Genomic DNA, 26,732 nt, shown 5'->3' with positions numbered 1-26,732 from the left:
ACCCCCATCCCGACCCTGAATTCCGGGCTCGGGGTGGCAGGGAGACTCACAGGCAAACCGGCACCCGCCGCGTCCGGATCGGCCTAGTCTGGGCCGGTGGAGACCGTACCGATCCAGCTTCCCGGGGGCACCACGACCCCGGTGCGCCTCTTCGCGGGACCCGACCACGAACACGAGACCCGCCGCGATGCTTCCCGCGCCGTCGTGGTGATCGTGCCGGGGCTCGGTATCCCGGCCGGTTACTACGAGCCGTTCGCGCAGGCGATCACCGAGCACGGATTCGACGCGGCGATCTGTGAACTGGCCGGCCAGGGCGACAGCCGTCCGAGGCCCGGACCCGACAGCACCTACGGCTATCACGAGATCGTCGCGACGCATTTCCCCGCCGTCTTCGAGGTGGTGCGGGAGCGCTTCCCCGACTCGACGCCCTACCTGCTCGGTCACTCCATGGGTGGGCAGCTCGGCGCGCTCTACGCCGCGCGCATCCGCGGGCGGCTCGGCGGCCTGATCCTCGTCGCGTCGGGCACGCCCTACTACCGGCATCACGGGGGCGTCCGCGGCCCGGGACTGTGGCTCGGATCGACGGCGATGTCGCTGACCGCCGCGGTCGCCGGATTCTGGCCCGGCGACCGGATCGACGTCGCCGGGTTCGGCCGGCAGTCGCGCGCGCTGATCTCCGACTGGGCGCGACTGGCCCGCACCGGCCGATTCGAACCGACCGGTGCGGACATCGACTACGAGGAACGGATCGGGCGGCTCACGCTCCCCGTCCTGTCGATCACGATCGAAGGCGACGAACTCACTCCCGTCGCGTCCGCGCAGCATCTGCTCGAGAAGCTGCCGTCCACCGAGATCACCCGATGGCACAATCCGCGGGCACTGGGCCACAACGGCTGGATCCGCGACAACGACGACACCGTCGCGACGATCGTGGCGTGGTTACGTGACCGCTGAGCCCGCGCGGGCGGCCGCCGCGAGCCGGACGTGGGCGTTGGGGGAGCCGTGTCCGGTGTAGCCTCCACGCCGTTCGAGGAGTTCGACCTGGAATCCGCCCTGCACCGGGAGCGTGTAGGCGTGCAGGAATTCACCTCCGTCGTCGTTTCGGTCGTAGAGCAGGCCGTTGCTCTGCAGGACGGCGAGCAGCTCGGGGTCGAGCGCGAACCGCGCATCGAGATCGGCGTAGTAGTTCGTGGGCGGTCGGAGGAACTCCACACCGCGCGCACGCGCATGCCGTACCGAGTCGACGACATCGGCCGTGGCGAAGGCCAACTGGGTCACGCCGTGCGGTTGGGGCGCAGCACCGGTGTCGGAGACGTTCAGCGCGACCCGCAGGTCACCCTTCTCCGCGCGCAGTGCGCGAATACGCAGGCGGCCCTGCGGCTGGATGTACTCCTCCGGGTCCTCCGGCCGCAGTCCGAACAAGGTGCGGAAGAACGACAATTCCTGGTTCAGGTCGTCCGCCGCGACCGTCACATCGACGTGGTCGAGACCGAGCCATCCCTCGTCCGCCGCGGGAGTGTCCGGGGCGTCACCCGCCACGAAGTCGTTGTGCCAGTCGTCGGTCTCCCCGGGCTCGGCACTGACGAAGACGTGCAATCCGGAGGGGGAGGTGATGCCCGGCAGACCCGCTTCACCCTCGCCGCGGGTGCGGTCGACCGCAGGCCACAGCAGACTCGCGGCCCGCTCGGCTACCGCGGCGACGTCGGGGGCGACGAGACCCAGCGCGGTCGCGGCGGGGCCCGGCGCGGGCTCTTCGTTGAGGACGACGTTCGCACCGCCGTTGCGCCACCACACGACGGGCTTGCTGCGGTGCCGGCCGGCGATGTGGAATCCGAGTCCGGTGAGCAGCGCCGGGTAGTCGGTGCGGTCGGGGTCGGCGAGTTCGACGAACGCCGCGTCGGTCCGCGCCGGAAGCGGCGGTGCGACCGTCACCTTCTCGCGTGCGGGGCCGGTGACCCGCGCACCGAGCCGGTCCTCGAGGAACAGCAGCGACCGCATCGCGTCGCGCGCGGTCACATGCGGATCCGCTTCGCGCACCACGTCGCTGAAGACCTCGAGCGAGAGCGGACCGTCGTAGCCGGCGTCGAGCACGGCCGCGACCACCCCGGAGACGTCGAGCATGCCCTGCCCCGGGAAGCACCGGAAGTGGCGGCTCCATTCGAGGACGTTCATGTCGAGCACCGGGGCGTCGGCGACCTGCAGGAAGCCGATGCGCTCGCCGGGGATGCCGGCCAGGGCGCGTCCGTCGTCACCGCGCGCGAGCATGTGGAAGGTGTCCACGGCCAGCGTCACGGCCGGGTGGTCGGCGCGTTCGACGAGATTCCACGCCTGCCCGACCCGGTTGACGTGACGTCCCCAGGCGAGGGCCTCGTAGGCGAAGGTGACCCCGTGCGAGGCGGCGAGATCGCCGACGGCGCGCAGCTGTTCGGCGGACAGCTCCGGGTCGTCGATCGCGGTCGGCAGCGCGTTCGAGCACGCCAGAAAGGTCGTTGCGCCGAGCTCGTTCATCACCTCGAGCTTGCGGCGGACGCGGTGCAGGACGTCGGGGAACCGCCGTGGGTCGACGCCCTCGATGTCGCGGATCGGCTGGAACAGGTCGATCGACAGACCGAGATCGGCGCAGCGCCGGGCCACCTCGGCGGGTGAGAGCGGCGACGCGATCAGGTCGTTGTCGAAGATCTCGATCCCGTCGAATCCTGCAGCGGCGATCGCGTCGAGTTTGTCGGCGAGAACACCGGAGAGCGAGACGGTGGCGATTCCGCGGCGCATCAGCTGGTCAGCTCCTCGAAGTGTCGGACCATTCGTTCGGCGTCGGGTTCGACGCCCGTGAAGTACTCGAAGGCACCCACGGCCTGGAAGACGGCCATGCCCCCACCGGGCACCACGCGGCATCCGCGGGAGCGGGCGAGGTGGATCAGCTCGGTCTCGAGCGGGAAGTACACGACGTCGGAGACCCACAGGTCCTCGCGGACGAGTTCGGCGGGGACGGGCAGCCCGGGGTGGCCGGTCATGCCCGTGGGGGTCGCGTTGACCAGACCCTGCGCCGAGGCCAGCGCCCCGGCGAGATCGGTGGTCGCGCGGACCCGGTCGTCGCCGAACCGCTTGGCCAGGCGGGTCGCGCAGGCCTGCGCCTTCTCGGTATCGACGTCGACGATGGACACGTGCGCGGAGCCCTGTTCGAGCAGTGCGTACCCGACGGCCGAACCGGCACCACCGGCCCCGACCAGCACGGCGCGGTCGGAGACGGCCTCGGGCAGCCGGCGGCGGAACGCGCGTCCCCAGCCGGACCAGTCGGTGTTGCGGCCGATCGCACGACCGTCCCGGAACACCACCGTATTGACCGCGCCGAGATCGTGGGCGTCGTCGGACAACTCGTCGAGCAGGGGGATGACGACCTGCTTGAAGGGGTGCGTGATGTTGAGCCCGTCGAAACCGAAACGCTGTGCCCAGTCGAGCATCTCGGCCAGATTCTCGGCGCCGTAGCCGAGACGCTCGGCGTCGACGAGGCGGTAGGTCAGGTTCAGTCCCGACGCGAAGCCCTCCCGTTCCTGCATGGCCGGGGTGAGCGATCCGCCGATCCCGGCGCCGAACAGGCCCAGCAGGAAGGACGTACGTGCGGGCGCTGCGGAGGTCATCGGGAACTGTCCTTCGTATCGGTGTCGATTGCCGTGCCGGTGCCGGCGTCGGTCGCGAGCGCGGCCAGGTGGCGGATGGCGAACTCGTATCCGTCGGGGCCGCAGCCGGCGATGACGGCCTTCGCGACGGGAGCGACGTAGGAGCGGTGCCGGAACTCTTCGCGGGCGTGGACGTTGGTCAGGTGCACTTCCACGATCGGTGCCGTGACGGTGGCCAGCGCGTCGTGCAGCGCCACCGAGGTGTGCGTGTAGGCCGCGGCGTTGACGACGAAGCCGGCCGCCGATTCGCGCAGGTCGTGGATCGAATCGATCAGGGCGCCCTCGTGGTTGGTCTGCCGGAAGTCGACGTCGAATCCCAGGTCGCCGGCGGTGCGGCGGCACGACTTCTCGATGTCCGCCAGTGTTGCGGTGCCGTAGAGACGGGGTTCGCGCGTGCCGAGCAGGTTCAGATTGGGCCCGTTGAGCACGGCGATGATGGGACGCGCACTCACGATGCGGCCCCGGCGGGGACCGGCGTGGTGTTGCGGTCGTGGGGGAGCAGGCCGATCTCACGGGTGGGGACCTTGTGGGTTCCGGACGGTCCGGTGGCCACCGCGATCAACGAGATGACGACGGCGCCGACACAGAACAGGGCCACGCGGTACCAGTTGTCGGCGTTGCCGTCCATGAGCGAACCTGCGATGGCCGGGGTGAAGCCGGCGAGCGCGAAGCCGAACTGGGTGCCGATCGCCATGCCCGACAGGCGGACGCTGGTGGGGAAGTACTCGGCATAGGTGGCGGGCCACACCGCGTTCGGCATGCTGTAGACCACGCCGGCGAGCAGGATGCCGGTGACGAGCACGAGCGGCACGTCGCCCCGGGAGATCGACCACAGGAAGGCCGTCACCATGACGGCGCTGCCGATCAGGCCGGTGACGAAGACCGGCTTGCGGCCGATGCGGTCGGACAGCAGGGCCCACATGGGGATGGTGCCTACGGCGATGACGTTGGCGACGATCGCCAGCCACAGCATCGTGGTGTCGCTGATGCCGATGCCGTACTCGTCGGCGGTGGCGAAGTTGAGGGCGAACACCTGGAATGCGGTGTTGACCATGGCGATGAAGGCCGCGAAGAAGACGCGCAGGACGCCGGTCCAGTGGTGGCGGAAGAGCACGGCCAGCGGTGCCTTGGGTGCTTCGTCGTGCGCCTTCTCGGCGTGGAACTCGGGGGTCTCGTCGAGGCTGCGGCGGATGAGGAAGCCGATCAGCACGATCACGGCGCTGATCCAGAACGGCACGCGCCAGCCCCACGACTGCAACTGCTCCTCGGAGAGCAGGGCGATCACCGGCAGGAACATCAGCGGTGCGAGCACCTGCCCGCCCTGTGTGCCGCTCAGCGTCCAGCTGGTGAAGAAACCGCGCTTGTCGTCGGGGGCGTGTTCGAACGACATCGAGTTCGCGCCGGCCTGTTCACCCGCGGCCGACAGGCCCTGGAGGAGTCTCAAGGTGACCAGCAGGATCGGCGCGAGCATGCCGATCTGTCCGTAGGTCGGCAGGCAACCGATGAGGAATGTCGAGACACCCATCAGCAGCAGCGTGCCGACGAGGATCAGCTTGCGGCCGAAGCGGTCGCCGATGTGGCCCATCAGGATGGACCCGAACGGGCGCGCGACGTAGGCGACGCCGAAGGTGGCGAGCGACGCGACGGTCGCAACCGCCTGGTTGCCCTCGGGGAAGAAGATCTTCGGGAAGACGAGCGCGGCGGCGGTGCCGTAGATCGCCAGGTCGTAGTACTCCAGTGCGCTGCCGCTCCACGCGGCGAGTGCCGCCTTGCGGGGCGTGCGCTGCACGGTGGTGTTTTCAGTCATCGGATGCCTCGGGGGTGGGTCTTCAGTATCGGATACAGGGACGGTAGGGGTGTGGCGCAGCACACGGCAATCGTTTGCCATCTTTTGCCATACTGTCCGCATGTCGGCTGCTCCGCGTTCACGGAAACGCGCCACCATCACCGTTGTGGCCCGCGAGGCGGGGGTCGCAGCGTCCACGGTGTCTCGCGCCTTCACCAACCCGGGCCGGGTCAATGCCGCCACCCGCGACCACATCCTCGAGGTCGCCGACCGGCTCGGCTACGCCCCCAACCCCGCGGCCCGCGCCCTCGAATCGGGACGCACCAACACCCTGGCGCTGCTCGTCCCCGACATCACGAACCCCTTCTTCTCCGGCGTGATCAAAGGAGCCGAGCGCGCCGCCGTCGCCTCCGGGCGGACCCTCGTCCTCGCCGACACGCAGGAGAGCGCGGCCACCGAAGCGCACATCATCCGGCGGTTGGGGCCGGCCGTCGACGGCTTCGTCCTGGCGGCCGCGCGCATGCCCGACGACGAGCTCCGCCGCGTCGCGGAACTCGACGCCGTAACCCTCGTGAATCGCGCGATCCGCGGAATATCCTGCGTCGTCGCCGATTACGAGACGGGCACGCGGCAGATCGTCGACCACCTCGCGTCGCTCGGACACCGCTCCTTGCTGTTCCTCGGCGGTCCGCCCGAGTCGTGGTCGGGAGCGCGGCGCTGGGCCGGTCTGCAGGTCGCGGCGCAGGCCCACGACATCGCGGTACGTCGCTTCGGTCCCTACTCGCCGACACTCGGTGGCGGTGCCGCCGCGGCCGACGCCGCCGTGGCCGCCGGTGCCACCGCGGTGGTGTGCCACAACGACATGCTCGCCATCGGGGTGCTGCGCCGGATGCGGGAACGCGGGGTGTCCGTGCCGGAACACGTGAGCGTGGTCGGATTCGACAACATCTTCGGCTCCGACCTGTGCCAGCCTTCGCTCACGACGCTCGCCGAACGCACCGAGGACGCCGGGGCGCGCGCCATCGAGATGCTCGCCCGGCAGGCCTACGAGCGGGTCGCGGTGGCCGACGAACTCGTGCTCCCGACGCAGCTCGTCGTCCGCGAGTCCACCGGACCGGCGAGATGAGGGAGGTTGTGTGCGTCTTTCTCGACGAGAACGCACACAGCCTCCCCGAAGTTCACCGGTTCGCGAGCTTGTCGGCCAGGAAGGTGAACGTCAGCGCCGACTTGAACGCCGCCTGGGCGTTGTCGGCCGCGCCGCCGTGGCCGCCCTCGATGTTCTCGTAGTACCGGACTTCGTGACCCTGCTCCTCGAGCCGCGCCACCATCTTCCGTGCATGGCCGGGATGCACCCGGTCGTCGCGCGTCGACGTGGTGACGAGGATCGGCGGGTAGTCGGCGTCCGGGTCGGTGTTCTGGTAGGGCGAGTACTTCGACAGGAACTCCCACTCCGCGGGGTTGTCGGGGTCGCCGTACTCGGCCATCCACGACGCGCCGGCGAGCAGCAGGTGGTAGCGCTTCATGTCGAGCAGCGGCACCTGGCACACGATCGCCCCGAACAGTTCGGGATAGCGGGTGAGCATCACGCCCATGAGCAGACCGCCGTTGCTGCCGCCCTGGGTGCCGAGCTGCTCGGCCGTCGTGATCCCGCGCGCGACGAGATCCTTCGCGACCGCGGCGAAGTCCTCGAAGACCTTGTGCCGGTTCTCCTTCAGCGCCTGCGTGTGCCAGGTGGGTCCGTACTCGCCGCCGCCGCGGATGTTGGCGATGACGTAGGTGTAGCCCTTCTCGAGCCACGCCCGCCCGACTCCGCCGCTGTAGGCGGGCACCATCGAGTTCTCGAACCCGCCGTATCCGTACAGCAGTGTGGGCGAAGGGGTTTCGGTGTTGCGGCCGACCACGAAATAGGGCACCTGCGTGCCGTCGTCGGAGGTCGCGAAGAACTGTTCGACGGTGATGCCCTCGGCGTCGAAGAACGACGGGGCCTGCTTGATCGCCTCCACCGGGCCGCCGACCGTCCCCGACAGCAGGGTCGCTGGGATGGTGAAACCGCTGGAGTTGAGGAAGAAGTCGTCGCTGTTGAGCGGATCGACGTCGATGATCGAGGTCGACGTGGCATCGGGGACGCCGGGCAGCTCCTCGTCCGACCAGCCGTCCTCACCCGGCGTGAGCACCCGCACGCGTGTCTGCACGTCCTGCAACGTGACGACGAGCAGGTGGTTCTGCGTCCACGCGTACTGTTCGAGCGAGGTGTGCTCGTCGGGGCCGAACAGCACCGTCACCTCGCGCGACCCGGCGAGGAAGGCCGGATAGTTCGCGGCCAGCAGGGTGCCGGCGGGATGGCCGAGCCATTCGGAGCGGGTGCGCACGAGCAGATGGTCGCGGTAGACGCTCACCCGTGCGTCGTCGGGAACATCCAGTTCGACGAGTTCGCCGTCCGCGGTGAGTTCGAAACGCTGCGCCCGGTAGAAGTCGATCGCGCGGTCGACGAAGCTGCGTTCGTAGCCGGGGGTGTTGTCGTACCAGGCGGAGACGGCGACATCGGTGCGCTCACCTTCGAAGACCGTCTCGGCCTCCTCGATCGGGGTGCCGCGCCGCCATTTCTTCGCGAGTCGCGGATAACCCGAGTCGGTGAGCGATCCGTCGCCGAAATCGCTTCCCACGTAGACGGTGTCGGCGTCGATCCACCCGATGTCCGTCTTCGCCTCGGGCAGTTCGAAACTGTCCGGGCCCGAGACGAACCGTCGCTCGACGAGATCGAACTCGCGGATCACGCTCGCGTCGGCACCACCGCGCGACAGGCTGATGAGCGCGCGCGTCTGATCGGGCCGCAACACCTGGGCACCCGACCACACCCAGTTCTCGCCCTCCTCCTCGGCGACGGCGTCGAGGTCGACGAGGACGTCCCATTCGGGTTCGTCGCGCAGGTACTGCTCCATCGTCGTGCGACGCCACAGGCCGCGTACGTGCTCGGCGTCCCGCCAGTAGTTGTAGAGGTACTCGCCGCGCCGACGCGCATAGGGGATGCGGGCGTCGGTGTCGAGGATCTCGCGGATGCGGGACTCGAGGTCGGTGAAGCTCTCGGTGCGGGTGTACTCCTCGACCGTTCGGTCGTTCCGGGCACGCACCCAGCCGAGTTGTTCCTCGCCGGTGACGTCCTCGAGCCACAGGTACGGATCGGTCGTGTCGTCGCTCATGATCCATTCATACCCGCCCCGCACGTGCCGGGGGCGGCAGGCAGACTGTGACCTCGTGCAGATGCATCCGTCGGACGCGCGCCGGGAATGGCTCGGCGACCGCATCCCGGGCGACCTGTTCGCCCTCTACTGTTTCGACGCCCCCGTGGCTCCCGTCGCCGATGTGCTCGACGAGCTGCGGTCGCGGGCGGCGGTGATGGGGGAGTTGCAGGTGCGGATGGTCGAGGTCCCCGCGGGTCTCGACTATCCCTACTGGTCGGCACACGCCCCTACCGAGGATCCGTTCGTCGTCCACGTATCCGATAGCTACGACGACCTGCTCGACACACTGTCCGGGCTCGTCGCGACTCGCGTCGACGTCACCGTCTCGCCGTGGCGACTGCACGTCTTCCCACAGGTCACCGGTGCTCCGCGCGGGGACGGTCCCGCGCTCGTCGTCGTCCTGCAGATGTCGCACGCCTTCGCCGACGGGGTGCGCACCTCCGCGCTCGCCCGCGACCTGCTGGCGGGCACCGCGACACCCACGACACCACCGCGTGCCCCCTCGCCGGCCGGGATGCTCACGCGTGCCGCACTGCGACTGCCGTTCTCGATCCCGCGGGTCATCGCCGACGGGCGACGGGCGGTGGAGGCGCAGCGGCAGCTCGCCGATCCGTCGGTGCCGCAGCCCGCTCCGGGCCGACCTCTGGTCGCCGTGAACACCGCGCCCGGGCCGCGCCGGACGGTCCGCACCCTCGTGTTCGACGCAGCCGACCTGCGTCGCGTCGGCACGGTCACGATCGGCGCGCTCACGGCGATCGGCGCTGCCCTGTCGGAGTTCCTCGGCGTCGACGAACTGTCCGCAGAGGTGCCGGTCGCGGTGGCGCCGGGCACGGCCCGCAACAGCTACCGCAATGTCGGCGTCGACCTGCACTGCGCGATCCGCGACCCGCACGAACGTGCCGCGGCGATCACCGCCGACCTGGCGTTGCAGCGGATCCGCGCGCGGCACCCCGCCATGGCGATCCGGGCCCGCACCGACGACCACGTCCCCGCGCCGCTGCTGCGGTTCGGCACCGGCCGACTCGACCTGTCGGTCGTCCCGCCCACCGTCACCGGCAACACCGTCGTGTCGAGCGTCGACCGGGGACCGGCAGACCTCGAACTCGGCGGTGGACGGGTGCGGTTCACTTCAGGCTTCCCCGGCCTGTCGCCCGTGCAGGCGCTCACCCACGGCGTACACGGGATCGGTGGCACCGTGACCCTGTCGGTGACGACCTCCCCGGACGTCCTCGACGCGGCAGGTCTCGCTCGGTACGTCGCCCTGCTGCACGCGGCGGTCGCCTCGCTGTAACGTGCCCCGAATCCAACGATGGAGGGGCACATGGCGGTATATGCGGTGACGGGTGCCGCGTCGGGAATGGGCCGGGCGAGCGCGGAGCGGTTGCGGGCCGCCGGGCACACGGTGATCGGCATCGACCTGAAGGACACCGAGGTCACGGCGGACCTGTCCACTCCGGAGGGTCGATCCCACGCCGTCCGGGCGACGCTCGAGCTGGCAGGCAGCCGTCTCGACGGTGCCGTGCTCGCCGCGGGTCTGGGCCCCACCCCGGGCAAGGAGAAGATCATCGCGCAGGTCAACGTACGGGGCGTGATCGACCTGCTCGTCGGCTGGCGACCGGCTCTGGCCGCGTCCGCGAACAGCAAGGTGGTGGTCTTCGGGTCCAATTCGACGACCACGACTCCCGGCGTGCCGAACTCGGCGGTGAAGGCCTTCCTCGCCGGGGACATGGACAAGGGCGTCGCGCGCACCACCCGCATCCCGCAGGCGGGTCCGCCGTTCACCTACGCGGCGTCGAAGATCGCCGTGACCCGATGGGCACGGCGCGCGGCAGTCACCCCCGAATGGGCGGGTGCCGGCATCCGCCTCAACATCCTCGCGCCCGGAGCGATCTCCACCCCGCTGCTCGACGCGCAACTCGAGAGCCCGCTCAAGAAGGCGGTGGAGAGCTTCCCCGTTCCGCTCGGGGGTTTCGGGAAGCCCGAGGAGATCGCGCAGTGGGTCGAATTCATGCTGTCGCCGGCAGCGGACTTCATGACGGGCAGCGTCGTGGTGGTCGACGGCGGGACCGAGGCGTACTTCCGTCCCGACGACTGGCCGGTGCGGGTCCCGTTCCGGTCGATCCCGCGTTACCTGCTCGGTATGCGCAGGTTCGGGCGCCGCAAGTGAGGGTCCGCGCAGTGCGGACCCTCACCAGGCTCCCGTATCAGGCGAAGTAGTCGCCGAATCCGTAGATCGCGTCGAACGCGCTGGTGGGCAATACATCCACTGCGTTCACGCGGTAGGACGGGTACGAGTTCTGCATCAGGTCGCGCACGAACCGCAGGACGTGGATCGCGTCGACGGCGTCGACGGTGAGCGTGAGCTGGGCGCGACCGTTGTCGCTGCGCCCCACCGCCCCGTGGTGCGGGACGATCGGTTCGATGAGGTCGACGGTCTCGTCGTCGGTCAGGCGATCGAGGTCGGCGTCGATTTCGATCATTGCGTTGTATTCCATGTGGGTTCTCCCGTGTCGAACACCCGAGCGGCCTCGCGCCGCGCGGGTTGATCTCGACGGGGAACACGCACGGCGACATCATGCCCGACCCGGACGACCCTCGCCATCATCCGATCGGGGGACATCCGATAGCGACGGTCGGAGGATGTGCGCGACCGGTACTCCGCGGGACGCTCGATGCATGCCGATCGTCGAAGTGAACAATCTGCACAAGTCCTACGGAGGTCGCGCCGTCGTGGACGGCGTGAGCTTCGAAGTCCACGAAGGTGAGATATTCGGGATCCTCGGCCCGAACGGGGCCGGGAAGACGACCTCCGTCGAACACATCTCGGGTCTTCGAAAACCCGACGAGGGCACCGTCCGCGTCGCCGGCCTCGACCCGGTCCGCGACCACCGGGCCGTCACCGAACTGCTCGGCACGCAGCTGCAGCAGAGCGAGCTGCAACCGAAACTGACCGTGCGCGAAGCGCTCCGGCTGTACGCGGCCTTCTACGCCCGGCCCGCGGACGGTGATGCGCTTGCCGAACGCCTCGGCCTGGGCCGCATGCTCGACACCCGGTTCACGAAACTGTCCGGGGGCCAGAAACAGCGGTTGTTCATCGCACTGGCACTCATCGGTTCACCGCGCGTCGTCGTCCTCGACGAGCTCACCACCGGACTCGACCCGCGTGGACGCCGTGATACCTGGGAACTGATCGAGGAAGTGCGCGATTCCGGCGTCACCGTCCTGCTCGTCACCCATTTCATGGAAGAGGCGCAGCGCCTCTGCGACCGTGTCGCGGTCTTCGATTCCGGGCGCATCCGTGCGCTGGGGACCCCGGCCCAGCTGATCGGGCAATCGTCCGCAGCGATCGTCGTCTCGTTCCACCCGTCCGGTCCGCTCGACCAGGCACTCCTCGAGGCCCTGCCCGGCGTCGTCTCCGTGCACACCACCCGGGAACGGGTGGCCGTCGAAGGCAGCGAGGAGTCGATCCACGCGGTACTCGCCCTGTTGGGACGCCTCGGCGTCACGGCCGAACGCCTCCGCATCGCCGAAGCGACCCTCGACGATGCCTACCTCGATCTCACCGACAGCAGGAGCACGTCATGACCGACCCGACCGTCCGCACCCGGCTCGTCGAGACATCGACGACGAGCGCCCCGGCGCTGTCCGCCTCGACCGCCGTTCTGCGTACCGAGGCACGACTGTTCACACGGGAACCCGGGGCGCTCTTCTGGATCCTCGTCTTCCCCACGCTGTTGCTCGTGATCCTCGGGATGATTCCCGGTTTCCGGGAACCGGATCCGGAGCTCGGTGGTCTGCGGGTGATCGATCTGTACGTCCCCGTGGCGATCCTTGTGGCGATGATCGTGGCCGGTGTCCAGACGATGCCCGCGGTGTTGTCGTCGTATCGCGAACGGGGCATCCTCCGCAGGCTCGCCGTGACCCCGGCGAATCCGTCGCACCTGCTGACCGCACAGATCGTGGTGCACGCGATCGCGGTCCTGGCGTCGGTGGTCCTCGCGCTGATCGTCGGTCGGGCGGCCTTCGGAGTCGCCTTCCCCGCCCAGCCCTGGGGATACGCATTCGCGGTACTCGTCACTCTCGCTGCGGCACTGAGCGCGGGAGCGACACTGGCTGCGGTGGCACCGTCGGTGCGGATCGCCCAGACGCTGGGCACGATCGTGTTCTTCCCGCTGATGTTCAGTGCGGGCGTGTGGCTTCCGGTGCAGGCGATGCCCGAGCTGCTGCGGAGGATCGTGGAGCTGACACCCTTCGGTGCCGCAGCGCAACTGCTCGACGAGACCGCCGCGGGCGACTGGCCGAATCTCGGTGGGCTCGCGGTCGTGGTGTGCTGGACCGTCGTCCTGACCGGCGTGGCGATCCGGTGGTTCCGTTGGCAGTGACCGCGTCGACCGTCATCCTGGAAGCCATGACGGATTCGACGACCACCGACGATCCGTGGCAACGGACCTACAGATGGGCGCCGGTGGGGATGCTCGCCACCGGCACCGTCCTGTCCGTCGGCACCGCGACGTTGTTGATGAGTCCCGCCGAGCGGTACACGGCAGCGGTGCTCACCGCGGTGGCGGTGGGTCTGGAACTGTGGCGGGGCCGTCGCCGTCGGTCGATGCCGGAGGGCGACGCGGTCTACTACCTCCTCCGGTCCGCCCTGGCGTTCGTCCTGAGCTGGCTCAACCCGTTCTTTGCGATCTACGCGGCCTCCGGTTACTTCGATGCCCACGCGATGCTGCCGGACCGTTGGATCCGGTTCGGGCTGCTCGTCACCGCCGTGACGGTGGCGGGTTCGCAGGCGGGCGGTCTGCCGCCGGAGGACACGACCATGTGGATCGCGTTCGGGCTCCTCGTCGTGCTCAACGCGTCGATCTCCATGCTGATGATGAGGCTCGCCGAACGCGACGAGCAACGCAGTCTCGAACGGCTGGCTGCGATCGCCGAACTCGAACGCACCAACGTGCAACTCGAGAACGCGCTGTCCGAGAACGAGGCTCTGCACGCGCAGCTGCTGGTCCACGCCCGGGAATCGGGGATCGACGACGAGCGTCGCCGACTCGCCGCGGAGATCCACGACACCCTCGCCCAAGGCCTGGCCGGGATCGTCACGCAGCTGCAGGCCGCGCAGGACACCACCGACCCGGAGGCGGCGCGGCGCCACGTCGAGAGGGCGACGGACCTCGCCCGACGCAGCCTCGGCGACGCCCGTCGTTCGGTGCGCAATCTCGCTCCCGAGGTACTCGAACACCGCACGCTCGACGACGCGCTCGCCCACGAGGTGGCGAAATGGTCCACCGAACACGGAATCCGAGCCGATCTCACGGTCACGGGTTCCTCGGAACCGCTGCACGACGACATCGGGGTGACGTTGTTCCGGATCACCCAGGAGGCGCTCGCGAACGTCGCGAAGCATTCCTCGGCGTGCCGCGCGGGTGTCACGGTGTCGTACATGGACGACGAGGTGAGTGTGGACATCCGGGACGACGGGTGCGGGTTCGACCCGACCGTGAACGCGGGCGACGGATTCGGGTTGCGGGGCATGCAATCCCGTGCCGACCGGATCGCCGGTGTCGTGGACGTCGAGTCCGAACCGGGAGTGGGGACCGCAGTCTCGGTGCGGGTGCCGCTGATCAGGGCGGGGAGGGTGTCGTGAGGGGAGGGGGCGAGATCACCGTGCTGATCGTCGACGATCACCCCGTCGTGCGGGACGGCCTGCGCGGGATGTTCTCGGCCTCCCCGGAATTCGACGTGGTCGGGGAGGCCGCCTCCGGTCCGGAGGCCGTGGCGCTCACGCTCGAACTCGATCCCGATGTGGTGCTCATGGACCTGCGGATGCCGGGAGGTGGGGGAGTGCAGGCGATCACCGAGCTCGTCGCACGAGGTGCGCGCAGCCGCGTCCTGGTGCTGACGACCTACGACACGGATGCCGACACCGTTCCCGCGATCGAAGCCGGCGCGACCGGCTACCTGCTCAAGGACGCTCTGCGCGACGACCTGTTCGCCGGGGTGCGGGCCGCGGCGGAGGGGCGGGCGGTGTTGTCGCCGGTGGTCGCGTCGCGGTTGATGAACCGCATGCGGACACCCACCGTCCCGCAGACGCTCAGCGCCCGGGAGCGTGAGGTGCTGGCGCTCGTCGCGAAGGGCACCTCGAACCGGGCCATCGCCCAGGAACTGTTCGTCAGCGAGGCGACCGTGAAGACCCACCTGGCCCACGTCTTCGCGAAGCTCGAGGTGAAGGACAGGGCAGCGGCGGTCGCAGCCGCCTACGACCGGGGGATCCTGGGTTAGCGGAACGCCGTGCGCCGATACACGGCCGATCACCGGATCCGGTAGCTACCGGCCGGTAACCGGACCATCGGCAGACACCGGAATCGGGCGGGACTACCCTGTATATCCGTGACCTCACACTATGACGTCGTTGTCCTCGGAGCCGGTCCCGGTGGGTACGTCGCTGCTATCCGCGCGGCACAGCTGGGACTGAGCACCGCCATCATCGAGCAGAAGTACTGGGGTGGTGTCTGCCTGAACGTCGGCTGCATCCCCTCGAAGGCGCTTCTCCGCAACGCCGAGCTGGCACATCTCTTCAACAAAGAGGCCAAGACCTTCGGCATCTCGGGAGACGTGTCCTTCGACTTCGGTGCCGCCTACGACCGCAGCCGCAAGGTCGCGGACGGGCGCACCAAGGGCGTGCACTTCCTCATGAAGAAGAACAAGATCACCGAATACGACGGTAAGGGCTCGTTCGTCGACGCCAAGACCATCGAGGTGGCCCTCACCAAGGGCGGCACCGAACAGGTGACCTTCGACAACGTCATCATCGCCACCGGTTCCGTCACCAAGCTGCTGCCGGGCACCGAGCTCAGCGACAACGTCGTCACCTACGAGGAGCAGATCCTCACCCGCGATCTTCCCGAATCCATCGTCATCGTCGGTGCCGGTGCCATCGGCATGGAGTTCGGCTACGTCCTGAAGAACTACGGGGTCGACGTCACCATCGTCGAGTTCCTCGACCGCGCACTGCCCAACGAGGACGCCGACGTCTCCAAGGAGATCGCCAAGGCGTACAAGAAGCTCGGCATCACCATCAAGACCGGTGCCGCCGTGCAGAAGATCTCGGACGACGGCTCGAAGGTGACCGTCGAGATCAAGGACAACAAGTCCGGCAACGTCGAGACCGTCACGGTCGACAAGGTGCTGCAGTCGGTCGGCTTCGCGCCGCGCGTCGAGGGCTACGGCCTCGAGAACACCGGCGTCGAGCTCACCGACCGCGGCGCCATCGCGATCGACGAGCGCATGCGCACCAACGTCAAGGGCATCTACGCCATCGGCGACGTCACCGCGAAGCTGCAGCTCGCGCACGTCGCGGAGGCGCAGGCCGTGGTCGCGGCCGAGACCATCGGCGGTGCCGAGACCCTCGAGCTCGGCGACTACCGCATGATGCCGCGCGCGACCTTCTGCCAGCCGCAGGTCGCCTCCTTCGGTCTCACCGAGGAGCAGGCGAAGGCCGAGGGCTACGACGTGAAGGTCGCGACCTTCCCGTTCACCGCCAACGGCAAGGCGCACGGTCTGGGCGATCCCAACGGCTTCGTCAAGCTCATCGCCGACAAGACCCACGGTGAGCTCATCGGCGGCCACCTCATCGGCCCCGACGTCTCGGAGCTGCTGCCCGAGCTGACCCTGGCCCAGAAGTGGGACCTCACGGTCAACGAGCTCGCGCGCAACGTCCACACGCACCCGACTCTGAGCGAGGCGCTGCAGGAGGCCATCCACGGTCTCGCAGGACACATGATCAACTTCTGAGGATGCGGGGCCGACCCGAGGCCCCGCGTTCACCCTTCTTCCGTGTGGGCGGATCCCCGCTCGGATGTACCGGCTCAGCCCGTGACGACTCGACCGTCGTCGCGGGCTGACGTCGTTCCGCCCTTCTCCGGGCGCAGCACCAGTTGGACGAGACAGTTGCCGTCCTGCGGGTCGGGCCGGACATCGACGGCGTAGCGGCTGCGCAGCAGGTCGGCGTGGTCGTCGAGGACGCGCTGGATCAATCCGCGTTGGATGCCGCGCACCACTTCGGGATTCGTGCGGGCGATCTCCGCGAGCGGGCACGTGCACAACGTGAGGCTGTGGGTGCCGAAGGCGTTCGTCGCGGTCTGTGTCTCGAACCCCAACTGCTGCAGGGCGTCGATGACGAGCGTGCCGGCGTCGACGGTCGGTGCGGGTGCCAGGGCGAGCATGCCCGCCCAGTCCGAGCCCACCTCGAACGCCTTGTCCTCGCGCTCGGTGGGGGTGCCCCCGATCCGCGCGGCGAGCAGCGCGACGAGATCGGTGTAGGACGGTTCCTTCACCGCGACGTAGCCGAGACGCGGGCGCCCGACCCGCTCGGCCGGAAGTTGCCGGGTGCGGACGAGACCTTCCTCCTCGAGGCCTGTGAGGTGGAAGCGGACGGTCGTGACGTGCAGGTCGAGCGTGGCGGCGAGGTGATGGGCGTCGACCGGCCCCGGGGACTCCCGCAGCAGTCCCAGAATCCGCTCGCGTTGCTTCACCCGCCGTGCCAAGTCCGCTCTCCCGTCGCGCCCGCGGTGACTCTTAGGTGAGGGTCACCTTATTAAAAGGAGGAAAATCCTCTATAGTCGGTGTCATGGAGGCGACGACCGGCTCACCGTCCACGTTACGACCGGTCCGGAAGGCCTCGGAACTGTGGCTACCCTTGGCCTCGCGAGAAAGAGTGCAGAACATGACGAATGAGCGCGCATCGGAAGATGCTCTGCCCCTTGCCGGTAGGGACACCGCCCACCTGCCGGGACACTGGCTGCTCGCCCGCCTCGGCAAGCGTGTGCTCCGGCCCGGCGGCAAGGAACTGACGGCACGCGTGCTCGCCGACGCGCGGTTGCGCGGCGCGGACGTCGTCGAGTTCGCGCCCGGCCTCGGCCGTACGGCGCAGGAGATCCTCGCGTACTCGCCCGGCAGCTACACCGGCGTCGAATCCGACGAGACGGCAGCCGAACTGACGCGCAAGGCCATCGCCGGTGGCGGCAGGGTGGTCAGCGGCGAGGCGTCGAAGACCGGACTCGCCGACGAGGTCGCCGACGTCGTGGTCGGCGAAGCGATGCTCACCATGCAGACCGACAGGCACAAGGCGGAGATCGTGCAGGAGGCCCGCCGGGTGCTCCGCGCCGGCGGCCGGTACGCCATCCACGAACTCGCGATCGAACCCGACGAGGTCGACGACGATGTCAAGACCGAGATCCGCAAGTCGCTCGCGCGCTCGATCAAGGTCAACGCCCGCCCGCTCACCGCGGCAGAATGGCGGAGCCTGTTCGAGGAGAACGGATTCGAGGTCGAGAAGGTCGGCTTCGCCCCCATGGCGCTGCTCGAACCCAAGCGCATCCTCGCCGACGAGGGCCTGCCCGGCACCCTGAAATTCGTCCGCAACGTCCTTCGCGACTCCGACGCCCGCAACCGGGTGTTGCAGATGCGGTCGACGTTCACGAAGTACAAGAAGCATCTGGTCGCGATCGAGATCGTCGCCACGAAGAAGGAAGCGTGATGAGTACACAGCAGGTCGAGGGCAAGCTCACCCGTATCGAGGGGCTCGCGGAGCTCAATGCGGGTGAGGGGAGCGGGCCGCGCATCGAGAAGCTCGCGGCGGTCACCGGTGCCACCGTGGTACGTCTGTCCTTCCTCGCCGGGCAGACGATGGACGACCACAAGGCCGGCGCTCCGATCCTCGTGCAGGCCGTCACCGGGGACATCTCGTTCAGCACCGCCGACGAGACCGTCTCGCTCGTGCCGGGCACCGCCGTCCACGTCGACGCCGGCATCGTGCACCGCCTCGTCGCGAACGCCGATTCGGTGGTGCAACTGACGATCCTGCGCTGAGCTCTCACCGATCCCACATCGGCGACGAATTCGCACGTGAGCTGTGCGCGCCCGCGTACTGTTGCGCCATGGCGGAACGCGGCGCTCGCCCACACGTGCACCCGATTCGGAGATGGTTGCTGCGCACGGTGCGGCACCTGTTCACACCTCTGCGGCCCGACGACTATCTCGAGATGATCAACCCGCTCTGGACGACCCGCGAACTGCGCGGCCGTGTGGAGCGGATTGTCCCCGAGGGTGGCGACGCCGCGTCGGTGCTCATCCGCCCGGCCTACGAGTGGCGCGGGCACGAGCCGGGCCAGTACGTGCGGCTCGGGGTGATCATCGACGGGGTCTACCACTGGCGCGCGTACTCGCTCACCTCCGATCCCGATCCGGTCGACGGGCTCATCAGCGTCACGCCCAAACTCGTCGAGAACGGGGTGGTCTCGCCGTACCTGGTCCGCAAACTCGAGCCCGGCGACATCGTCCGGCTCGGCGAGGTCGAGGGCGTGTTCACCCTGCCCGACCCGCTGCCCGCGAAGATGCTGTTCATCAGCGCGGGCAGCGGGATCACGCCGATCATGAGCATGCTGCGCAGCCTCGATCACCGCGACCGCATCGACGACGTCGTCGTCGTGCATTCCGCCCACACCGAGGACGAGGTGATCTTCGGTTCGACCCTGCGCGACCTCGACGAACGTCATCCCGGACTGCGCCTCGAACTGTGGCTCAGCGGCGACCGCGGCCGCATCACCCCCGACGACCTCGACGCTCTGTGCCCCGACTGGCGCGAACGCGACGCCTTCTGCTCGGGCCCGCGCGACCTGCTCGACGCCCTCGAAGAACACTGGGACGAACACGGCGATCCCGAAAGATTCCATCTCGAACGTTTCCAGCCGATCATCGGTGGGAATGCCGGGAGCGGCGAGGGCGGCACCATCCACTTCCTCGACAGTGAGAAAGAGGTGGAGTGCGACGGGGGAACACCCATCCTGGTCGCAGGCGAGAACGCCGGCCTGAAGTTGCCGTACGGCTGCCGTATCGGCATCTGCCACACGTGCGTCGGAACGCTGAAATGCGGGCAACTCCGGGACCTGCGGACCGACGAGGTGAGCGAGCCCACCGGGGCTGCGGTGCGTACCTGCATCCACACCGCGGAGGGTGACATCGAAATAGAACTGTGAAGCAACCGGCTTCGAAGCAGGGGGCGTCGTGACGAGAAGCATCGACAGGACCGACACCGGAACGCGGGAACCACAGAGTCCGCTCGCGCATCTGAGCGACGACGATCTCGAGCAGATCGCCAAGGAATTCGACGCCATCCACGACGAGGTGTACTCGAGTCTCGGCGACAAGGACCGGCAGTACATCAAGAACGTCATCGCCGCACAGCGGCAGCTGGTCGTGGCGGGGCGGGTACTGCTCTTCGCGTCGTCGTACAAGCCCGCATGGGTGGCCGGGACGGCCTGTCTCGGAGTGGCGAAGATCCTCGAGAACATGGAGATCGGCCACAACGTCATGCACGGCCAGTGGGACTGGATGAACGATCCGGACATCCACTCGTCGGTGTGGGACTGGGACACCGCCTCCACCGCAGAGGCGTGGAAGCACTCGCACAACTACATCCACCACACGTTCACGAACATCCGCGGCCTCGACAAGGATCTCGGCTACGAGATCATGCGGATCGACCCGCACCAGAAGTGGCACCCCGTCTACCTGGCGCAACCGCTCTACAACGCGCTGCTGACCGTGCTCTTCGAATGGGGTGTGGCGCTGCACGACCTCGACCTCGAGGCGTTGTGGGCCGGCGAGAAGTCGACCGGGCAGGTGATCGAGGAGCTGAAGGGCATCTTCGGCAAGGCCCGCGCGCAGTTCGTCAAGGACTATGTCGGTTGGCCGCTGGTGAGTGCCGCGCTGTTCGGTCTCGCGCAGGTCGCGCTGCAGGGCCGGTTGCCCCAGCCGAAGACGTCGCGTCTGGGTCGGCGACTGCGGTCGATGAGTAAGGGACCGATGGGCAAGGGGCGGTCCGGAAAGTTCCGCACCGCAGCCCATCTCGCCGACCGGTATCTGCCCGGCGTCGAGAAGACCTTCCTCGCGACGGTTCTCGCCGACATCACGGCCAACATCATCCGCAACGTGTGGGCGCACGCGATCATCTTCTGCGGGCACTTCCCCGACCAGACCTACACCTTCTCCAAGAAGGAGGTCGAGAACGAGTCGCGCGGCGGGTGGTACGTGCGGCAGCTCGTCGGAGCCGCGAACATCGAAGGCACCCCGCTGTTCCACATCCTCAGCGGCAATCTCGGCTACCAGGTGGAGCACCACCTGTTCCCCGACATGCCGAGTACTCGTTACGCGGAGGTCGCGCCGAAGGTCAAGGACATCTGCGAGCGCTACGAACTTCCCTACAACTCGGGCAGATTGGGCAAGCAATGGTTCATGGTGCACCGCACCATCGCCCGGCTCGCGTTCCCGGGCGGCAAGCCCCGTCCGAAGCCCGGACCGTATCGTCGTTCGCAGGACCCCACCGGTGGTCCCGTCCCCAGCGAGGCCGCACGGTTCCGCGACCGCCTGCCGGCGGACCATACCGACGCCGGACCGGAACACGCCGGTGGCGGCGTGAAGGTCGATCCGCCGCCCCGCTGATCAGTTCGTCCGGTGCGCAGTTCTCGTCGACGATGCGTGAATTCGCCGACGAGAACTGCACTCCGGAGCCCGGGGTCAGGACGCCCGGTAAGCCTTCCAGCCGCCGAACTCGGTGATGTCCACCGCGTCGGCGGCTGCGTCCTGCGTGCACCCGAAACCGACGACCCACCGCCCGTCCGCCAGTTCGACACTCGTCAACGTCATCGGGGCGGGCAGCGCGGCGAGGAACCGCCCCAGAGCGGCCTCCGACAACCGGAACAGTTCACCGACGATCGCGGCGCCCTCGCCCGGTGCGTGACGCACCAGTCCCGGCTTCGGCGGCGTCGTGTTCAACGCGGCGAGGCGGTACGCGTCGGAGGTGTGCACCTCCTCGACGAAACGCGCCCCGAGTTCCTCGAGCTGGAAGTGCAGCGGCTGACCGCTCAGGTGTGCTCCGAAGACCGCGAGTTCGACGCCGGATTCGACGACGCGCGGCGCATCCACACCGTTCAGCGCGGCCGCGACGTCCACGGCTACCTGGTCGCCGAAGGCCGGGACCACGACCATGACCCCGAACGGCTCGCCGGCCGCCGTGGGCGCGCCCGGAACGGCCACCGCCGCCATGTCCAGCAGGTTGCAGAAGTTCGTGTAGGTGCCCATCCGACGATTGATGGTGATCGGATCGGCCTGCACCGCGGCGATCGTCGGGTGTTCCGTCGTCGTCGGGAGCAGCAACCCGTCGAACCCGGCGAGCAGTTCACTCGCGAACGCCTTCACGTGGGTGAGGGTGTCGAGGTCCTCGACGAGTTCGTGGGCAGCGGGCTTCTTCGCCCCGGCGACGATCGCGGCGACGGTGGGATCTGCGCCCGCCGGTGCGGTCGACAGGAACTCGCCGACGGCCGCGTAGCGCTGGGCCACGACGGCACCGTCGTACAGGAGCAGGGCCGCGTCGAGCAGCGGTGAGACGTCCACTTCCGCGATCTCGATGCCGGACTCGCGTGCCGCGGTCACCGTGCGGGTGAAGGCGTCGCGGTATTCCTCACACAGCGCCTCGAGGTCCTCGGCGCGCGGCACGGCGACGCGCAGGGTGTTCGGCGCGGCGAGTCGCACGTCCGCGGGCCAGGCCCTGCTGCGCGGGTCGCGGGGTTCGGGTCCGGCCATGATCCGCATCGCGGTCGCCGCCAGGTCGAGCGACGTCGCGAAGACCGTGAGGCAGTCGTAGTCGACGCAGGCCGGGACCACACCGTGGGCCGGGATCACGCCGAGAGTGGCCTTGATGCCGACGATTCCGTGCAGCGCAGCGGGGACGCGTCCCGAACCGGCCGTGTCGGTGCCCAGCCCGATGTCGGCGATGCCGAGCGCCACCGCGGCCGCCGAACCGGAACTCGAACCACCCGAGACCTTCTCGGGATCCCACGCACACCGCACCGCCCCGTAGGGGCTGCGGGTGCCGACGAGACCGGTGGCGAACTGGTCGAGATTGGTCTTGCCCAGCACGACGGCGCCGGCGGCGACCAGACGCTCGACACCCGAAGCGGTTTCCTCCGGGACGTACGCGAACTCGGGACATGCCGCGGTGGTGGGGATTCCTGCGACGTCCACGTTGTCCTTGACCGCCACGACCAGACCGGCGAGAGGAAGCGACTCACCGGCGGCGACCCGCGCGTCCACGGCGGCGGCGTCGGCGAGGAGATCGTCGGCGCTGCGCAGCGTGATCCACACCTCGGGTCGGTCCACCTCGTCGATGCGGCCCAGTGCGGCACGAACGCGATCGGTGGCGGACACCCTCACCGAGGGGGCGGGCGCCGTGAATCCGACACCCGGGTTGTCGAGGGTACTGCCGATGCTCATCAGACTGCTCCGATCACGAGAAGGGGGGTCCCGGGTGCAACCTTCGTGCCCGGGCTCACGAGAACTTTCAGGACCGTGCCGGTGGTCCCCGACGGCACGGGCATCTCGAGCTTCATCGCCTCGAGGATCACCGCGGTGTCCCCGGCGGCGACGGTGTCGCCCTCGGCGACCTCCACGCGCCACACGTTGCCGACCATCGGCGCCTCGACGACGACGGCGCCGGCCGGCATCCCGTCGAGGGGCTCACCGCCGGCGGACACCTCGATCGGCTCGCTGTCGACACGGTCGAACTCTCCGGCCTCGAGCCAGGCCTGCTTCTCCGCGTCGAACGCGCGGGACTGCGCGGCATGGAAGGCGTCGATGGAGTCGACGTTGTCCTCGAGGAAACGCAGGTGGTCGGCGAGAGCGAAGGTGCCGTCGGAGATGTCTGCGTCGAACCGGCCCGCCTTCGCTGCGGCCCGGTGTTCGAGCAACTGCTCGGGCGTCACCGCCTCCCAGACGATGCGGTCGAAGAACCGGAACAGCCACGGCTTGTCCTCCTCGAACGGCCCCGTCTGCCGGTAGCCCGACCAGATGGGGATCGTCCGCCCGACCAGCTGGTATCCACCGGGCGATTCCATGCCGTAGACGCACAGGTACTTGCCGCCGATGCCCACCGCGTCGGACGGCGTCCACGTGCGGGCCGGGTTGTACTTCGTCGTGACCAGCCGGTGCCGCGGGTCGAGCGGAACGGCCAGGGGCGCACCGAGATAGACGTCGCCGAGACCGAGGACCAGATATTCGGCGTCGAAGACGGTGTCACGGACCTGCTCGACCGAGTCGAGACCGTTGATGCGCCGGATGAACTCGGTGTTCGACGGCAGCCAGGGCGCCTCGTCACGCACCCCGCTGCGGTAGCGCGAGATGGCCTCCGCGATGGACGGGTCGTCGAACGACAGCGGCAGCCGGACGGTGCGGCTCGGCACCACCAGATCGCGCGTCGCGGGCAGTTCCGTCTCGAGATCCTGCAGCACCCCGAGCAGGCGGTACTGCGGCAGCACGCCGGGATCGAAGTGGATGTGCAGCGAACGCACCCCGGGTGTGACGTCGACGATGCCGGGCAGACGCGTGGCGGCCAGCGCCTCCGACAGTGCGTGCACCCGCATACGCAGACCGAGATCGAGCACCATCTCGCCGTATTCGACGAGGATGTTGTCGTCGCCGCCGCGCAGGTACACGACCTCGGGATGGTCCAGGAACGGCTCGATGCGACCGAGGCGCCCACCGTCGGGTGCGCTCTGCCGGGCGACCGGCGGGAGGTCGGCGCCGCGGGCCGCACTGTTGCGCAGTTCGACGGCCCCCTCGTCGGTGACCGGCACGAACCGCAGCGAGTCGCCGGGGCGGATCTGGCCGAGCTTCCAGCGGTGGCCGGAGACCACGGTGAGCGGGCACGCGAAACCACCGAGACTCGGACCGTCCGGGCCGAGCAGGATCGGGGTGTCGCCGGAGACGTTGAGCGCGCCCACGCTGTACGGATTGTCGTGCAGGTTCGACGGGTGCAGACCGGCGTCGCCGCCGTCGGTGCGCGACCAGGTGGGCTTCGGGCCGTCGAGCCGGATGCCGGTGCGGTTGGCGTGCGTCTGCACCGTCCACGTCGCGTCGTAGAACTGCTGCAGGTCGTCGGCGGTGAAGTAGGCCGGGGCCGGCTGCGGGCCCTCGGTCACCGCGAGATGCCAGGTGTGCCCGAAGGCAGGGCGGATCCCGGTGGGGACCGGCGCCGGATCGGTGAGTGTCTCGCCGGACGCGAGACCGAGCACGTCGCCGGTCGCGAGCGCCCTGCCGGTCGGCCCACCGAAGCCGCCGAGCGTGAACGTCGATGCGCTGCCGTGATAGAGCGGCACGTCGAGTCCGCCGCGGACCGCGACATAGGTGCGCAGACCGGCGTCGACGGGGGCGGCGACTTCGAGAACGGAGCCGGCCGGGACCTCGACGGGCTCCCACATCGGCACCGGCACACCGTCGACGGTGACCTCGGCGGGGGCGCCCGTGACACACACGATCGTCGGATCGGAGAACTCGAGGCGCGGGCCGAGCAGGGTACATTCGAGACCGGGTGCGCCCTCGGGGTTGCCGACGGCGACGTTCGCGGCGCGGAAGGAGAGATCGTCCATCGGGCCGGACGGCGGAATCCCGACCTCCCACAGTCCGATCCGCCCCGGGAAGTCCTGGACGGTCGTCATCGTGCCGGCGCGCAGCACGTCGATGCGACGTCCGGCAGGGGGGATGTCCGCCAGCGTCGTGGTGACATGCTCCGCGTCGAGAACCGTTGCATCGGAACAGATCCTGCGCAACTTCGACAGGTTCGTCTGCACGCCGTGGATCCGGGTGTCGTCGAGTGCCTCCGCCAACCCGGCGAAGGCTGTGCGCCGCGACTCGCCGCGCACGATCACCTTCGCGAGCATCGGGTCGTAGAAGGTGCCGACCTCGGTGCCCGTGTCCACCCACGTCTCGATACGGGTGTGGGCGGGGAACTCGACGTGGGTGAGCAGACCCGCGCTCGGCCGGTGGTCGCGTCCCGGATCCTCCGCGTACACACGGGCTTCCACGGCGTGCCCGGTGAGCTCGGGTCCGGAATCGGGCAGGCCGCCCAGCATGCTGTCGTCGCCGCGCGCGAGACGCAGCATCCACTCGACGAGGTCGACGCCCGTGACCTCCTCGGTGACCGGATGCTCGACCTGCAGTCGGGTGTTCATCTCGAGGAAGGACACCTCGCCGCGGTCGACGTCGTAGACGAACTCGACCGTGCCCGCCGATCGGTACCGCACCGACGACGCGAGAGCGCGTGAACACGAGAGCATCTGCTCGACGATGTGGTCGGGGAGGTTCGGCGCGGGCGCTTCCTCGACGACCTTCTGGTTCCGGCGCTGCAACGAACAGTCGCGGGTGCCGAGGCTGATCGTCCGGCCGTGCCCGTCGCCGAAGACCTGCACCTCCACGTGCCGGGCGCGGGGGACGAACCGTTCGAGGAAGACACCGGAGGACGAGAAGTTCGCCGTGGCGAGACGGATGACGCGTTCGTACGCCCCACGCAGGTCGTCGGCGCTGTGGCAGGCCTGCATCCCGATACCGCCGCCCCCGCCGACGGCCTTGAGCATCACGGGATAGCCGATGTCCTCGGCCGCGGCGAGCGCGTCGTCGAGCGAATCGAGCAGGCCGCTACCGGGGACGAGGGGCGCGCCCACCGCGCGGGCGGCCTCACGGGCGGTGTGCTTGTCGCCGAAGACGCGCAACTGGTCGGGGGTCGGCCCGACGAAGGCGATTCCCGCACCTTCGCAGGCAGCGGCGAATTCGGCGTTCTCCGAGAGGAATCCGTAACCGGGATGGATCGCTCCCGCACCGGTGGCCAGGGCCGCCTCGACGACGAGATCGGCCCGCAGGTAGGACTCGGCTGCGGGAGCCGGGCCGAGCCGGACCGCGAGGTCGGCGAGTTCGACATGTGCGGCCGCTGCGTCGGCGTCCGAGTAGACCGCAACAGTCTTCAGACCCAGCTTGTGCGCGGACCGCATGATGCGGCACGCGATCTCACCGCGGTTGGCGACCAGCAGGGTGTCGAAGGCGAAGGTCGAGGGGACCGACGCTTCTGTATACGTCTTTGTGGACATGGCTGTATACGCTATGGACCAGCAATGACGCCGCTGTGACGTTGTGTAACAGCCTTGTTAGGGA

The 26,732-nt window shown here is 68.9% G+C and carries 22 protein-coding genes; 13 read left to right on the top strand and 9 right to left on the bottom strand.

Annotated elements, in window-relative coordinates; translation table 11 throughout:
* Nucleotides 1–96 precede the first annotated feature (96 nt).
* Nucleotides 97–954 (top strand): alpha/beta hydrolase family protein, encoded by an 858-nt coding sequence (locus AC0LPE_RS18675; RefSeq protein ID WP_490604953.1) that lies wholly within the window; start codon nucleotides 97–99, stop codon nucleotides 952–954.
* Here AC0LPE_RS18675 and AC0LPE_RS18670 read toward each other — a convergent pair.
* The 4 genes from AC0LPE_RS18670 to AC0LPE_RS18655 are packed head-to-tail and all read right to left on the bottom strand — an operon-like array spanning nucleotide 940 to nucleotide 5,481.
* Nucleotides 940–2,769 (bottom strand): bifunctional sugar phosphate isomerase/epimerase/4-hydroxyphenylpyruvate dioxygenase family protein, encoded by a 1,830-nt coding sequence (locus tag AC0LPE_RS18670; protein ID WP_490604952.1) that lies wholly within the window; start codon nucleotides 2,767–2,769, stop codon nucleotides 940–942. The two genes, AC0LPE_RS18675 and AC0LPE_RS18670, sit on opposite strands and share 15 nt — an antisense overlap.
* Nucleotides 2,769–3,635 (bottom strand): shikimate dehydrogenase, encoded by an 867-nt coding sequence (locus tag AC0LPE_RS18665; RefSeq protein WP_088897005.1) that lies wholly within the window; start codon nucleotides 3,633–3,635, stop codon nucleotides 2,769–2,771. The genes AC0LPE_RS18670 and AC0LPE_RS18665 overlap by 1 nt, the downstream gene beginning before the upstream one ends.
* Complete coding sequence (gene aroQ, locus AC0LPE_RS18660) at nucleotides 3,632–4,126, bottom strand: type II 3-dehydroquinate dehydratase (RefSeq protein ID WP_490604951.1); 495 nt, start codon at nucleotides 4,124–4,126, stop codon at nucleotides 3,632–3,634. The genes AC0LPE_RS18665 and aroQ overlap by 4 nt, the downstream gene beginning before the upstream one ends.
* Complete coding sequence (locus AC0LPE_RS18655; protein ID WP_490604950.1) at nucleotides 4,123–5,481, bottom strand: MFS transporter; 1,359 nt, start codon at nucleotides 5,479–5,481, stop codon at nucleotides 4,123–4,125. The genes aroQ and AC0LPE_RS18655 overlap by 4 nt, the downstream gene beginning before the upstream one ends.
* A 100-nt stretch (nucleotides 5,482–5,581) precedes the next feature.
* Here AC0LPE_RS18655 and AC0LPE_RS18650 point away from each other — a divergent pair, with 100 nt between their 5' ends.
* Nucleotides 5,582–6,586, top strand: coding sequence for a LacI family DNA-binding transcriptional regulator (locus AC0LPE_RS18650; protein WP_490604949.1), 1,005 nt, complete (start codon nucleotides 5,582–5,584; stop codon nucleotides 6,584–6,586).
* 52 nt (nucleotides 6,587–6,638) lie between these two features.
* Here AC0LPE_RS18650 and AC0LPE_RS18645 read toward each other — a convergent pair whose 3' ends face one another.
* On the bottom strand, nucleotides 6,639–8,657 hold the full coding sequence (locus tag AC0LPE_RS18645; protein WP_088897009.1) for a prolyl oligopeptidase family serine peptidase: 2,019 nt from the start codon (nucleotides 8,655–8,657) through the stop codon (nucleotides 6,639–6,641).
* Here AC0LPE_RS18645 and AC0LPE_RS18640 point away from each other — a divergent pair.
* Together AC0LPE_RS18640 and AC0LPE_RS18635 are read left to right on the top strand one after the other, a co-directional pair.
* Entirely contained in the window at nucleotides 8,656–9,990 is a 1,335-nt protein-coding gene (locus tag AC0LPE_RS18640; RefSeq protein ID WP_088897010.1) for a wax ester/triacylglycerol synthase domain-containing protein, read from the top strand. The two genes, AC0LPE_RS18645 and AC0LPE_RS18640, sit on opposite strands and share 2 nt — an antisense overlap.
* A 30-nt stretch (nucleotides 9,991–10,020) precedes the next feature.
* Nucleotides 10,021–10,866: an SDR family oxidoreductase gene (locus AC0LPE_RS18635; protein WP_490604948.1), complete on the top strand. Its 846-nt coding sequence runs from the start codon at nucleotides 10,021–10,023 to the stop codon at nucleotides 10,864–10,866.
* Between the two features lie 37 nt (nucleotides 10,867–10,903).
* Here the strand turns inward: AC0LPE_RS18635 and AC0LPE_RS18630 are convergent, their stop codons facing one another.
* Nucleotides 10,904–11,194, bottom strand: coding sequence for a hypothetical protein (locus tag AC0LPE_RS18630; RefSeq protein ID WP_363886695.1), 291 nt, complete (start codon nucleotides 11,192–11,194; stop codon nucleotides 10,904–10,906).
* A 181-nt stretch (nucleotides 11,195–11,375) separates the two neighbouring features.
* Here AC0LPE_RS18630 and AC0LPE_RS18625 point away from each other — a divergent pair, with 181 nt between their 5' ends.
* From AC0LPE_RS18625 to lpdA, 5 genes are all read left to right on the top strand, one after another.
* On the top strand, nucleotides 11,376–12,284 hold the full coding sequence (locus AC0LPE_RS18625; protein WP_174246997.1) for an ABC transporter ATP-binding protein: 909 nt from the start codon (nucleotides 11,376–11,378) through the stop codon (nucleotides 12,282–12,284).
* On the top strand, nucleotides 12,281–13,081 hold the full coding sequence (locus AC0LPE_RS18620; protein ID WP_363886693.1) for an ABC transporter permease: 801 nt from the start codon (nucleotides 12,281–12,283) through the stop codon (nucleotides 13,079–13,081). The genes AC0LPE_RS18625 and AC0LPE_RS18620 overlap by 4 nt, the downstream gene beginning before the upstream one ends.
* Nucleotides 13,082–13,107: 26 nt before the next feature.
* Entirely contained in the window at nucleotides 13,108–14,343 is a 1,236-nt protein-coding gene (locus AC0LPE_RS18615) for a sensor histidine kinase (protein WP_490604947.1), read from the top strand.
* The gene (locus AC0LPE_RS18610; RefSeq protein WP_268654346.1) at nucleotides 14,340–14,978 is read left to right on the top strand and encodes a response regulator; all 639 of its coding nucleotides are present in this window, start codon (nucleotides 14,340–14,342) and stop codon (nucleotides 14,976–14,978) included. Before AC0LPE_RS18615 ends, AC0LPE_RS18610 begins: the two co-directional genes overlap by 4 nt.
* Nucleotides 14,979–15,086: 108 nt before the next feature.
* Nucleotides 15,087–16,490, top strand: coding sequence for a dihydrolipoyl dehydrogenase (lpdA, locus tag AC0LPE_RS18605; protein ID WP_059384716.1), 1,404 nt, complete (start codon nucleotides 15,087–15,089; stop codon nucleotides 16,488–16,490).
* 74 nt (nucleotides 16,491–16,564) lie between these two features.
* On the opposite strand, the gene AC0LPE_RS18600 is transcribed toward lpdA, so the two are convergent.
* On the bottom strand, nucleotides 16,565–17,242 hold the full coding sequence (locus tag AC0LPE_RS18600) for a helix-turn-helix transcriptional regulator (RefSeq protein ID WP_253249976.1): 678 nt from the start codon (nucleotides 17,240–17,242) through the stop codon (nucleotides 16,565–16,567).
* Between the two features lie 179 nt (nucleotides 17,243–17,421).
* Here AC0LPE_RS18600 and AC0LPE_RS18595 point away from each other — a divergent pair, with 179 nt between their 5' ends.
* The 4 genes from AC0LPE_RS18595 to AC0LPE_RS18580 all read left to right on the top strand — a co-directional run bounded on the left by AC0LPE_RS18595 (nucleotide 17,422) and on the right by AC0LPE_RS18580 (nucleotide 21,197).
* Nucleotides 17,422–18,234, top strand: a complete 813-nt coding sequence (locus AC0LPE_RS18595; RefSeq protein ID WP_490604946.1) for a class I SAM-dependent methyltransferase — start codon at nucleotides 17,422–17,424, stop codon at nucleotides 18,232–18,234.
* Nucleotides 18,234–18,566, top strand: a complete 333-nt coding sequence (locus AC0LPE_RS18590; protein WP_159417702.1) for a cupin domain-containing protein — start codon at nucleotides 18,234–18,236, stop codon at nucleotides 18,564–18,566. Before AC0LPE_RS18595 ends, AC0LPE_RS18590 begins: the two co-directional genes overlap by 1 nt.
* 68 nt (nucleotides 18,567–18,634) lie before the next feature.
* Nucleotides 18,635–19,732: a 2Fe-2S iron-sulfur cluster-binding protein gene (locus AC0LPE_RS18585; protein ID WP_160876703.1), complete on the top strand. Its 1,098-nt coding sequence runs from the start codon at nucleotides 18,635–18,637 to the stop codon at nucleotides 19,730–19,732.
* Nucleotides 19,733–19,760: 28 nt separating this feature from the next.
* Entirely contained in the window at nucleotides 19,761–21,197 is a 1,437-nt protein-coding gene (locus tag AC0LPE_RS18580) for a fatty acid desaturase family protein (RefSeq protein ID WP_490604945.1), read from the top strand.
* Between the two features lie 75 nt (nucleotides 21,198–21,272).
* Here AC0LPE_RS18580 and atzF read toward each other — a convergent pair whose 3' ends face one another.
* Both atzF and uca read right to left on the bottom strand, forming a co-directional pair.
* Nucleotides 21,273–23,027, bottom strand: coding sequence for an allophanate hydrolase (atzF, locus tag AC0LPE_RS18575; protein WP_490604944.1), 1,755 nt, complete (start codon nucleotides 23,025–23,027; stop codon nucleotides 21,273–21,275).
* Nucleotides 23,027–26,668 carry an urea carboxylase gene (gene uca / locus AC0LPE_RS18570; RefSeq protein ID WP_490604943.1) on the bottom strand — a complete coding sequence of 1,214 codons (3,642 nt, stop codon included), beginning with the start codon at nucleotides 26,666–26,668 and terminating at the stop codon, nucleotides 23,027–23,029. The genes atzF and uca overlap by 1 nt, the downstream gene beginning before the upstream one ends.
* Between the last annotated feature and the right edge of the window lie 64 nt (nucleotides 26,669–26,732).

The sequence above is a fragment of the Rhodococcus sp. S3 genome (assembly GCF_058211795.1).
The sequence above is the reverse complement of the archived record's forward strand: the minus strand, read 5'-3'. Positions and strand labels throughout refer to the sequence as shown.

Bases quoted from the DNA above. Each gene is read 5' to 3' on its own strand.
- AC0LPE_RS18670 (WP_490604952.1), bottom strand. From the start codon at position 2,769: ATGCGCCGCGGAATCGCCACCGTCTCGCTCTCCGGTGTTCTCGCCGAC.
- AC0LPE_RS18665 (WP_088897005.1), bottom strand. From the start codon at position 3,635: ATGACCTCCGCAGCGCCCGCACGTACGTCCTTCCTGCTGGGCCTGTTC.
- AC0LPE_RS18655 (WP_490604950.1), bottom strand. From the start codon at position 5,481: ATGACTGAAAACACCACCGTGCAGCGCACGCCCCGCAAGGCGGCACTC.
- AC0LPE_RS18650 (WP_490604949.1), top strand. From the start codon at position 5,582: ATGTCGGCTGCTCCGCGTTCACGGAAACGCGCCACCATCACCGTTGTG.
- AC0LPE_RS18640 (WP_088897010.1), top strand. From the start codon at position 8,656: ATGATCCATTCATACCCGCCCCGCACGTGCCGGGGGCGGCAGGCAGAC.
- AC0LPE_RS18645 (WP_088897009.1), bottom strand. From the start codon at position 8,657: ATGAGCGACGACACGACCGATCCGTACCTGTGGCTCGAGGACGTCACC.
- AC0LPE_RS18635 (WP_490604948.1), top strand. From the start codon at position 10,021: ATGGCGGTATATGCGGTGACGGGTGCCGCGTCGGGAATGGGCCGGGCG.
- AC0LPE_RS18630 (WP_363886695.1), bottom strand. From the start codon at position 11,194: ATGGAATACAACGCAATGATCGAAATCGACGCCGACCTCGATCGCCTG.
- AC0LPE_RS18625 (WP_174246997.1), top strand. From the start codon at position 11,376: ATGCCGATCGTCGAAGTGAACAATCTGCACAAGTCCTACGGAGGTCGC.
- AC0LPE_RS18620 (WP_363886693.1), top strand. From the start codon at position 12,281: ATGACCGACCCGACCGTCCGCACCCGGCTCGTCGAGACATCGACGACG.
- AC0LPE_RS18615 (WP_490604947.1), top strand. From the start codon at position 13,108: ATGACGGATTCGACGACCACCGACGATCCGTGGCAACGGACCTACAGA.
- AC0LPE_RS18595 (WP_490604946.1), top strand. From the start codon at position 17,422: ATGACGAATGAGCGCGCATCGGAAGATGCTCTGCCCCTTGCCGGTAGG.
- AC0LPE_RS18590 (WP_159417702.1), top strand. From the start codon at position 18,234: ATGAGTACACAGCAGGTCGAGGGCAAGCTCACCCGTATCGAGGGGCTC.
- AC0LPE_RS18585 (WP_160876703.1), top strand. From the start codon at position 18,635: ATGGCGGAACGCGGCGCTCGCCCACACGTGCACCCGATTCGGAGATGG.
- atzF (WP_490604944.1), bottom strand. From the start codon at position 23,027: ATGAGCATCGGCAGTACCCTCGACAACCCGGGTGTCGGATTCACGGCG.
- uca (WP_490604943.1), bottom strand. From the start codon at position 26,668: ATGTCCACAAAGACGTATACAGAAGCGTCGGTCCCCTCGACCTTCGCC.